The sequence below is a fragment of the Stenotrophomonas sp. 82F1 genome, assembly GCF_056861525.1.
Window position 1 is genome coordinate 97471 of sequence record NZ_JBSPUD010000017.1, and the last position, 8884, is coordinate 106354.

Annotated in this window: 9 protein-coding genes; 3 read left to right on the forward strand and 6 right to left on the reverse strand. The window is 65.6% G+C overall.

Translation table 11 applies throughout. The features are described from left to right. Nucleotides 1–155: 155 nt before the first annotated feature. Both AC13GI_RS15880 and AC13GI_RS15885 read right to left on the reverse strand, forming a co-directional pair. A complete protein-coding gene (locus tag AC13GI_RS15880; protein WP_191078159.1) occupies nucleotides 156–506 on the reverse strand; it encodes a DUF1304 domain-containing protein in 351 nt (116 codons plus the stop codon). Nucleotides 507–582: 76 nt separating this feature from the next. Continuing rightward, on the reverse strand, nucleotides 583–1911 hold the full coding sequence (locus tag AC13GI_RS15885; protein WP_482996783.1) for an NTP/NDP exchange transporter: 1329 nt from the start codon (nucleotides 1909–1911) through the stop codon (nucleotides 583–585). Nucleotides 1912–2198: 287 nt separating this feature from the next. Between AC13GI_RS15885 and AC13GI_RS15890 the strand changes: the two genes are divergently transcribed. Next, nucleotides 2199–3599, forward strand: coding sequence for a serine hydrolase domain-containing protein (locus AC13GI_RS15890; RefSeq protein WP_099818861.1), 1401 nt, complete (start codon nucleotides 2199–2201; stop codon nucleotides 3597–3599). A 127-nt stretch (nucleotides 3600–3726) separates the two neighbouring features. Here the strand turns inward: AC13GI_RS15890 and AC13GI_RS15895 are convergent, their stop codons facing one another. Beyond that, a complete protein-coding gene (locus tag AC13GI_RS15895) occupies nucleotides 3727–4485 on the reverse strand; it encodes an SDR family NAD(P)-dependent oxidoreductase (RefSeq protein ID WP_482996784.1) in 759 nt (252 codons plus the stop codon). Nucleotides 4486–4597: 112 nt separating this feature from the next. Between AC13GI_RS15895 and AC13GI_RS15900 the strand changes: the two genes are divergently transcribed. Further along, nucleotides 4598–5521 (forward strand): LysR family transcriptional regulator, encoded by a 924-nt coding sequence (locus AC13GI_RS15900; RefSeq protein WP_482996785.1) that lies wholly within the window; start codon nucleotides 4598–4600, stop codon nucleotides 5519–5521. Nucleotides 5522–5584: 63 nt separating this feature from the next. Here AC13GI_RS15900 and AC13GI_RS15905 read toward each other — a convergent pair whose 3' ends face one another. Further along, nucleotides 5585–6112 carry a hypothetical protein gene (locus AC13GI_RS15905; RefSeq protein ID WP_025877789.1) on the reverse strand — a complete coding sequence of 176 codons (528 nt, stop codon included), beginning with the start codon at nucleotides 6110–6112 and terminating at the stop codon, nucleotides 5585–5587. 112 nt (nucleotides 6113–6224) lie between these two features. On the opposite strand from AC13GI_RS15905, the gene AC13GI_RS15910 reads away from it, so the two are divergent. Next, nucleotides 6225–6818, forward strand: a complete 594-nt coding sequence (locus AC13GI_RS15910; protein WP_482996786.1) for a hypothetical protein — start codon at nucleotides 6225–6227, stop codon at nucleotides 6816–6818. Nucleotides 6819–6888: 70 nt separating this feature from the next. On the opposite strand, the gene gcvH is transcribed toward AC13GI_RS15910, so the two are convergent. Together gcvH and gcvT are read right to left on the reverse strand one after the other, a co-directional pair. Next, nucleotides 6889–7284, reverse strand: coding sequence for a glycine cleavage system protein GcvH (gene gcvH / locus AC13GI_RS15915; RefSeq protein ID WP_482996787.1), 396 nt, complete (start codon nucleotides 7282–7284; stop codon nucleotides 6889–6891). A 94-nt stretch (nucleotides 7285–7378) separates the two neighbouring features. Next, nucleotides 7379–8491: a glycine cleavage system aminomethyltransferase GcvT gene (gene gcvT, locus AC13GI_RS15920; protein WP_099818857.1), complete on the reverse strand. Its 1113-nt coding sequence runs from the start codon at nucleotides 8489–8491 to the stop codon at nucleotides 7379–7381. Nucleotides 8492–8884 lie beyond the last annotated feature (393 nt).

Genomic DNA, 8884 nt, shown 5'->3' on the forward strand with positions numbered 1-8884 from the left:
GGGGGGGGGCGGGGCTGGGGCGTTGGCGCCATGGATGGCGCCATCGAGCTTACAGGGACGTACTTGCAGCGTCCCCTGCACGGCCCACCCGCCCCGCCAAGCGCGGCTTTTGATCTGAGCGGCCAACCACGAGGGGCTGCGCCGTTGGCCGGAAACTACGCCACCGCGCGAAGGATCAACGCCAGGATCGCCGGCACCGCCTGGATCATGAAGATGCGCCGGCTCACGCTGTACGCGCCATAGCAGCCCGCCACCACCACGCACGCCAGCGAGAACGTCACCAGCACCGGCTGCGCCAACACCAGCCCCACCACGATGCCTGCCGCCAGGAAGCCGTTGTACAGGCCCTGGTTCGCCGCGAGCACGCGCGTGGTCTCCGCCTTCTCCGGCGTATTGCGGAACGTCTTCAGACCCAGCGGGCGGGTCCACAGGAACATCTCCAGCACCAGGAAATAAACGTGCAGCAGTGCGACCAGCAGGGTCAGGGCGAGCGCGATCCAGTACATGGGCGGTTCCTTGAACAGGGATGGAGAATGAGGTCAGATCCCTTTCCCTGCGGGAAAGGGATCTGACCCCGGAAAATCAGCGGTCGCGCGGCAGCTTCTTTTCTTCGCGCAGCACGCCGAACGCAGCAGCGGTCATGCACGCGGCCACCACCACGCCGCCGACGAATACCACGTGCGAACCGAACAGGGACAGCCCCTTGTGCACCCAGGTGAAGCTCAGGTCAGCGCCGCGGTAGACCACCGTATCGATGGCCGCGCCGGCCTTGTAGCGCCACTGGCGGTCCACACGGGTGTAGATGGTTTCGCGTGCTGGCTTGAACAGCGAGAACTCGCTGGCCCGGGTCAACACCTGCACCACCGCCACCATCATCGGCAGAGGCGAGGCAGCCAGCACAGAGAAGCCGAGCAGGATGGCGAAGGCGGGAATCAGCAGGGCCGGGGCGATGCCATGACGCGACAGCAGCCAGCGGGTCAGGCTCAACTGCAGCAATAGCGTCAATGCGTTCACCGCCAGGTCGATGCGCGAGAAGAACGCAGTGCTGGCGGCTGGATCGCTGAAGGCCGCGCGCACGATGCTGGCCTGCTGGTTGTACAGCAGGGTGCCCACGCCCACACCGAACATCACCAGGACTGCCAGCCAGCGCAGCAGCGGCTCACGAACGATCAGCTTCAGGCCATCGAGCACGCTGCCACCCATCGGCTGCTCACCGGACACCAGCTGCTGCTCGCGTTCGCGCAGCACCGCCCAATGCCGCAGGCGCCAGATGCAGAACAGGCAGATGATCAGGAAACCGGCCGACACCAGCATCAGGTTGGCGATGCCAACGCGCTGCGCCAGCGCGCTGGTAATGAGCGGGCCAAGGAAGGCACCGATGGTGCCGGCCGCACCGATATAGCCGTAGTAGGCACGCGCCTGCGCGTTGGAGAACACGTCGGCCATGAAGCTCCAGAACACGGCCACTGCGAACAGGTTGAACACCATCACCCAGAGGAAGAAGGCCATGCCCCGCCCCGGCACTTGGCTGTCGAACAGCGCATAGAAGCCCAGCAGGGTGGCGATGAAGAAGCCGTACACCGCCGGCAGGAACACCCGCCGCGGGAAGCGGCTGACCAGCCAGCCATAGACCGGCTGCAGCACCAGCATGATCACGAACACGCAGGAGAACAGGAACTGCAGGACGAAGTCCTTCAGCGCGATGCCGTGGCTGGCGAACCAGGCGATCAGCACCGGTGGGAACACCGTCTCCAGGTCGGCCGAGGCCGCCATCGCTTCGCGCACCGGGCGCAGCACGTAGTAGCCGCTGAGCAGGCAGAAGAAGTACAGGAACGACCACCACAGCGCCGGCGACTCGCGCAGCGCTGCGACCAGCTTCTTCAACGGACCGCCCGCAGTGGCCGCGCTCACGCGGCTCCCCTCGCCAGCGAACGGCGGTTGGACAGCGGCATGGCAGGCTCCGGGGGCAGTGAAGCGCGTACGTTATCCAATGCACTGCAACATCGCCAGCGCAGGCCGCACTGACGGCTGCAACGCAGTATCACGGACCGGCCCCGCGGACACCTTGTGATACACGCTTTTCTGGCGTCAAAAATCCAACTTTTTCAACAAGATGCGCATTCATCTTCGCTTTGTTTGTGCACAGGCGAAAAGCGGCGCTAGAATCATCCCCAGCAGTCGCGCACGGGTTCCAACCGATGAAAAAGAACAGCCTGCGTCGTCCGATCCGTTCGGCGGCCACCGGTTTGCTGGGCATGTTGATGCCCCTTGCCTTGTCCACCACCGCGCAGACCCCGCCGGCCCTGCCGCCGATGCCGACCAACATCGAGACCGCTGCCGGTGGCGCCATCGCCCACACCCAGCCGGCGGCCTACCGCACCGGGCTGGTGCCGCAGGTGCAGTTGCCGGCCGCCGGCTTCAACGTCGCCAACATCGAATCGATGGCGCAGCAGCTCACCTATGGCGAGCGCGTGCCGGGCATGGCAGTGGCCATCGTGCAGGGCGGCCGCGTGCTGAGCGCGCGCGGCTACGGCGTCACCGACGTCAACAACCCACTGCCGGTCGATGCCCACACCGTGTTTCGCCTGGCGTCGCTGTCCAAGGCCTTCGCCGGCACCATGGCCGGCCTGCTGGTCAATGACGGCACGCTGCGCTGGGACAGCAAGGTCACCGACTACGTGCCGGGCTTCCGCCTGAACTCGCCGGAGGCCACCGACCGCCTGACCGTGGCCGATGTGCTCAGCCACCGCGTCGGCCTGCCGTACAACGCCTACGACCGCGACATCGAAGGCAATGCCGAGTACTACGCGCTGACCCAGAAGCTGGCCAACACCAGCCTGAAGTGCCTGCCGGGCGACTGCTACGCCTACCAGAACGTGGCCTTCAGCCTGATCGGCGACGTCGTCTACGCCGCTTCCGGCAGTTTCTACGAGCAGTCGGTCGAACGCCGCATCTTCAAGCCGCTGGGCATGAACGATGCCAGCCTCGGCCTGGCCGGCATCCAGGCCAGTTCGCGCTGGGCGCGCCCGCACGTGCGCAGCCGCAACGGCTGGGTATCGCTGACGCCGAAGCCGACCTATTACCGCGTGGCTCCTGCTGCTGGCGTCAACGCCAGCGCCAGTGACATGGCGCAGTGGCTGCTGGCCCATACCGGCCACCGCCCGGACGTGCTGCCGGCACCGCTGCTGGCCACCCTGCACTCCAGCCTGATCAACACCCCGGGCGAGATGCGTTCGGGCTGGCGCCGTGAACGCCTGCACTCGGCCGGCTACGCGCTGGGCTGGCGCACCTTCGACTACGCCGGTCACGATGTCGTGTTCCATGCCGGCGCCGTGCAGGGTTACCGCGGCCTGGTGGCATTGGTACCGGAGCGCGACCTCGGCATCGCCATCATGTGGAACGGTGAAAGCGGCCTGCCCAGCGGTCTGTTGCCGACCGTGCTCGACGCCGCCCTCGGCCTGCCGTCGCAGCGTTGGCTGGACGTGGACACCGACTTCGGCAGCGACAACCTGATGGCCGAGGGCGCCGCCCCGGCGCAGCAGGACAAGCGCAAGGGCAAGGGCGCCTCGGGCAACCGCGCGGTGGCCTCGCCGCGCTGAGCTGGCGAACTCGACCGTGAGCAGAAGGGCGGCCCACGGGTCGCCCTTTTTTTGTTGTTGTAGCGCCGAGCCCATGCTCGGCTGATTCAAGCAGCCGAGCATGGTTCGGCTCCACCGTTCCGCAGGGCTAGTGGGCGAAGTAGTGCATTCCGCCATCCACCGGAATCACCGCCCCAGTGATGTACCCCGCCAACGGGGAGGCCAGGAATGCAACCAGGTGCGCCACCTCCTCTGGTTCGCCGAAACGCCCCATCGGGATGTTGCGGGCGATGAACTCACGTCGGCTCTCTTCGGTGGGATGCAGACGATCCAGGATCTGCGCGCTGTTGATACGTCCTGGTGCAATCGCGTTGATGGTGATGCCCTCGCCCGCCACGTCGCAGGACAGTCCCTTGCTCCACAGATGCAGCGCCGCTTTCGCCGGGCTCGCGGCATTCACCGCGCGCGGCTCCATCGACCCACTGAGGTTGATGACACGCCCCCAGCCCTTGGCCCGCATCGACGGCAGCAACGCCTGCGTCAGCCGTCGTGCCGCCGAGAAGTTCAGCGCCATCGCCTCGTCCCACACCTCATCTGCTGCAGCCACGCCGGCCAGCCGTGCACCACCGGCCGCATTGACCAGGATATCCACGCGCTGCAGCGCCTGCAGCGACGCGCTGGCAATGCGCTGCACATCGTCGGCGTCGGTCAGATCGCCCAGCAGCACGACCGGTGCTGGCCCACCCGCCGCCTCGATCGCGGCCGCCACCGACTGCAACGGCGCCTGCCGCCGCGCAGTGATCGCCATGCGCACACCCAGCGTCGCCAACACCCGCGCGACACCAGCGCCGATGCCACTACCTGCGCCGGTGACCAGCGCGGTACGTCCTTCAAGATCCAGTTTCATGTGTTGCCCTGCCAGGTTCTACCGGCCCATCTGGCCGTGCGGACATGCTCTTTGAATACCCTCGATTGATTAACTTCGACGAGGTTTCAACATTCAGAACCCGGGGTGTCAGATGAACCTGTTGGAGAGCATGCAGGTCTATGTGCTGGCCGTGGAAAAGGGCAGCCTGAGTGCCGCGGCGTCGGCACTGGACATCTCCGCGACGATGGCCGGCAAGCACCTGCGCGCCCTGGAAAAACGGCTGGGCATGCAGCTGTTGAGCCGCACCACCCGACGGCAGCACATGACCGCGTTCGGTGAGGCCTACTACGGCCGCTGCAAGGAGATCCTGCGCCTGGTGGAGGAAACCGATGCACAGGCCCAGCATCACCATCTGGCACCGGCGGGCAAGCTGCGGATCAGTGCGCCGGTGATCTTCGGCACGCATGCGCTGGTGCCGGCACTGTCGACCTATATGGACCGCTACCCCGAGGTCAGTGTCGAACTGGTACTGACCGATCGCGTGGTCGAACTGGCCGATGAGGGATTCGAGGCCGCCATCCGCATCGGCATGCTGGCCGACACCACGCATCTGGTGGCGCGTCCGCTCAGCCCCTATCGACTGACCCTGTGTGCATCACCGGCCTACCTCGCACGGCATGGCACGCCGCACAGCGTGCAGGCGCTGCAGCAGCATCAATGCCTGTCGCTGGATCCGGCGGCGCTGTCGCACTGGCTGGGCAACGAGGCAACGTCAGCGACGCAGCCACCTTCAGGACGCCTGCAGATCAACAACGGCGAAGCGTTGCGGCTGGCCGCGCTGCAGGGCCAGGGCATCATCCTGCAGTCGAGCCTGCTGCTGGCAGCGGACATCGATGCGGGTCGTCTGGTCCCGTTGCTGCCGGAGCATGGCCGCCGCGGACGGCCCATGCACCTGGTCTATCCGCACGACCGTTATCACTCGACCCGCCTGCGCAGCTTCGTGGATTTCCTGGTCGAGCGGTTTCCCTGCGACGCAGCGGGTGAACGCAGCTGGCCAGGCGCAGACAGCCCATAAAAAAACCCCCTCCCCGCTGGGCAGTCGGGGAAGGGGTCTCAGGGTACGGCTATCGGGAAGTACTTAGATCAGCGGTGCCGGCGTTGCCGGAAGGGCCACCGGAGCGGCCTTCTTCTTGCGGGCGGCCGGCTTGCGCTTGGCAACCTTCTTGGCAGCCTTCTTCGGGGCAGCCTTCTTGGTCGCCTTCTTCGCAGTCTTCTTCACTGCCTTCTTGGCGGTCTTCTTTGTCGCCTTCTTCACTGCCTTCTTGGCGACCTTCTTGGCCGGCTTGCGGGCAGTGGTCTTCTTGGCGGCTTTCTTGGCAGTCTTCTTGGTGGCCTTCTTGGCTACCTTCTTGACGGCCTTCTTCGCAGTCTTCTTGACGGCCTTCTTGGCAGCGGACTTCTTGGCTACCTTCTTCGCAGCCTTCTTCACTGTCTTCTTGGCCGTGGCCTTCTTGGCGACCTTCTTGGCAGCCTTCTTCACTGCCTTCTTGGCGGTCGCCTTCTTCGCGACCTTCTTCACTGCCTTCTTGGCAGCGGCCTTCTTGGCGACTTTCTTCACCGCTTTCTTGGCGGCGGGCTTTTTCTTCGCAGCTTTCTTGGTTGCCATGGTGATGGCTCCTCGTCAGTGATAGGGAGTTGAAACGCCCAGGTGGATCAAACCCGCCCATGCTGCGTGCGGGGACCGCCGGCGCGTCAGGCGCGCCGTTACGGATGCGGTGATGCCCGCCACGATCGGCGGAGCAGGCATCGGAACAGGGGTCGCCTTGCATTTCTCCGGGGGAAGCGGGGCCATGTCCACCGTCTTGAGGATCGCGGTGGTCTTCGAGGGGCTGCTTCGCATCGGACGATTGATTCTGCGCACTCGGTTTGGCAGGCAAGGTCTGCTGAGGCGAAACCTAATCACGGTTTTTTTTACTGTCAACAACCCCCGCGAAAAATTTTCACATCCGCCGCGTCCCGGGAGCCCTTCCCGCGCCTGCCGATGTTCCTCCGCGAGCACCGGCAAACACGGCGTCGCGCATCGTCGCTGCCATCGGCTGCGCACGAACAGCGAAGAAAAAACACTTGAAATAAGCACTCTGCGTCATGTAGAGGCCTGGAGTAGAACGCCGCACGGCGACGTGGTCGTGCACGGCGATGCACTCGCCAACGCCAGCACAACGGACCTGCAACAAGGGCAAAAACTTTTCACATCCAGACGCGCCGCTGCGGGGGTGGAAACGCGGATTTGCGCAAAACTGCGCACGCCTTTCGGCCGCGCTCGACACCGGCTGATGCCATGGCGATGGCATGCGGCGAACCGGTCGGCATAAGTTCGACGCGTCCTCCAAAACGAAAACGGCCACCCGTGGGTGGCCGTTTTCGTACCAGGGAAACGACGACTCAGTGGTCTTCGTCTTCCAGGCCTTCGGCGTACGCGTCCGGGTCCAGCAGCTCGTTGAGCTCATCGCTGTTGGACACTTCGACCACGAACATCCAGCCGTCGCCGTAGGCGTCTTCGTTGATGGTTTCCGGCTTGTCGGCCAGCGCCGAGTTGACCTCGACGATGGTGCCGCTGACCGGGCTGTAGACGTCGGAGGCGGCCTTCACCGACTCGACGACCGCGATCTGCTCGTTGGCCTTGGCGGTCGTGCCGACTTCCGGCAGCTCGACGTAGACCAGGTCACCCAGCAGGCCCTGAGCGTGGTCGGAAATACCGACGGTAACGCGGCCATTGCCTTCGACACGGGCCCACTCATGGGACTTGAGGAACTTGAGGTCGCCGGGGATCTCGCTCATGGGACTGCTCCAGAGATATGCAGGGGGTGGAAAAAACGGGGCTAGTGTAACCAACCGGCCGCCACTGCTGGCAGTGACGACCGGCACGTTTGGATCACGCGTCGGCCAGCACGCCGGGCTGGGCCTGGCCTTCGCGCACGAACGGGAACTTGACCACCCGCACCGGCACCTGGCGGCCGCGGATGTCGACGGTGACCTGACCGAGTTCACCGGCCGGCACGCGCGCGAATGCGATGCCCTTGGCCAGGGTCGGCGAGAAGGTGCCGGACAGGATCTCGCCCTGGCCGCCGGCCGTGGTGACCGCCTGGCCATGGCGCAGCACACCCTTCTCATCCATCACCAGGCCGATCATCTGGCGTGCGTTGCCAGCGGCCTTCTGCGCCTCCAGCACGTCGCGGCCGATGAAGTCGCGGCCTTCGTCCAGCGACACCGTCCAGGCCAGCGCCGCTTCGTAGGGGCTGATCGCTTCGTCCATGTCCTGGCCGTACAGATTCATGCCGGCTTCCAGGCGCAGGGTGTCGCGCGCGCCGAGGCCGGCCGGCTTCACGCCAGCAGCAAGCAGGCGGTTCCAGAACGCGACCACGGCATCCTGCGGCAGCAGGATCTCGAAACCGTCTTCGCCGGTGTAGCCGGTACGGGCGACGAACAGTTCAACGCCGTCGTCGGACTGCACCTGCAGCGCGGCGAAGCGGCCGAGCTTGCCCAGCGACTCACGGTCGGCTTCGCGGGCCAGGCCGATGACGATGTCGCGCGCCTGCGGCCCCTGCACGGCGAGGATCGCCAGGTCCGGACGCTGCTCGACCGAGACGTTGAACGGCGCCGCCTGCTCGCGCAGCCACGCCAGATCCTTCTCGCGGGTGGAGGCGTTGACCACCATGCGGAAGAAGTCTTCGCCCAGGTAATAGACGATCAGGTCGTCAATGACGCCGCCCTGCGGATTCAGCATGCACGAGTACAGCGCCTTGCCGGTGGCCTTGAGCTTGTCGACCGAGTTGGCCAGCAGGCGGCGCAGGAACGGCTTGACCTGGTCGCCGCGCAGGTCGACCACGGTCATGTGGCTGACATCGAACACGCCCGACTCACGACGCACCAGGTGGTGCTCGTCCAGCTGCGAGCCGTAGTGGATGGGCATGTCCCAACCCCCGAAATCGACCATCTTGGCGCCAAGGGCGCGGTGGGTATCGTTGAGCAGCGTCTTCTGGGTCATGACCGGGTCCGGCAGCAGAGGAAACAAGAACGCGCATTATCCCAGATCGGTCGGCCGCAGGTCGCGCCGCAGCGCAGCGGGGGGATGTTGGCCGGCCGGCGGCCGGCAGCGCTTTCTACAAGCCAGGCAACGGCAACGGCCAAAGCGCATCGGCTCGGCGACGTCTGTGGGGTGGTGGGGCGATGTAGGGTTGCGGGACACGCCGCAAGTACGTCCCTGTAGGCTCGTAGGCGCCATCCATGGCGCCTGCGGTCCCTCCACCCCACACCGCCCCACCCCTCCCATGACCCGCGAGCGCAGCGACCGGCTTTTGCTTCTGCTCTTCATTTTTCTTTTCCGTGGGTGGACGCCACCGGAAATTGTCAGAGGTCGGGCGGGTGGGCTGGGCCGGGG

Bases quoted from the DNA above. Each gene is read 5' to 3' on its own strand.
- AC13GI_RS15890 (WP_099818861.1), top strand. From the start codon at position 2,199: ATGAAAAAGAACAGCCTGCGTCGTCCGATCCGTTCGGCGGCCACCGGT.
- AC13GI_RS15905 (WP_025877789.1), bottom strand. From the start codon at position 6,112: ATGGCAACCAAGAAAGCTGCGAAGAAAAAGCCCGCCGCCAAGAAAGCG.
- gcvH (WP_482996787.1), bottom strand. From the start codon at position 7,284: ATGAGCGAGATCCCCGGCGACCTCAAGTTCCTCAAGTCCCATGAGTGG.
- AC13GI_RS15895 (WP_482996784.1), bottom strand. From the start codon at position 4,485: ATGAAACTGGATCTTGAAGGACGTACCGCGCTGGTCACCGGCGCAGGT.
- gcvT (WP_099818857.1), bottom strand. From the start codon at position 8,491: ATGACCCAGAAGACGCTGCTCAACGATACCCACCGCGCCCTTGGCGCC.
- AC13GI_RS15880 (WP_191078159.1), bottom strand. From the start codon at position 506: ATGTACTGGATCGCGCTCGCCCTGACCCTGCTGGTCGCACTGCTGCAC.
- AC13GI_RS15900 (WP_482996785.1), top strand. From the start codon at position 4,598: ATGAACCTGTTGGAGAGCATGCAGGTCTATGTGCTGGCCGTGGAAAAG.
- AC13GI_RS15910 (WP_482996786.1), top strand. From the start codon at position 6,225: ATGCCCGCCACGATCGGCGGAGCAGGCATCGGAACAGGGGTCGCCTTG.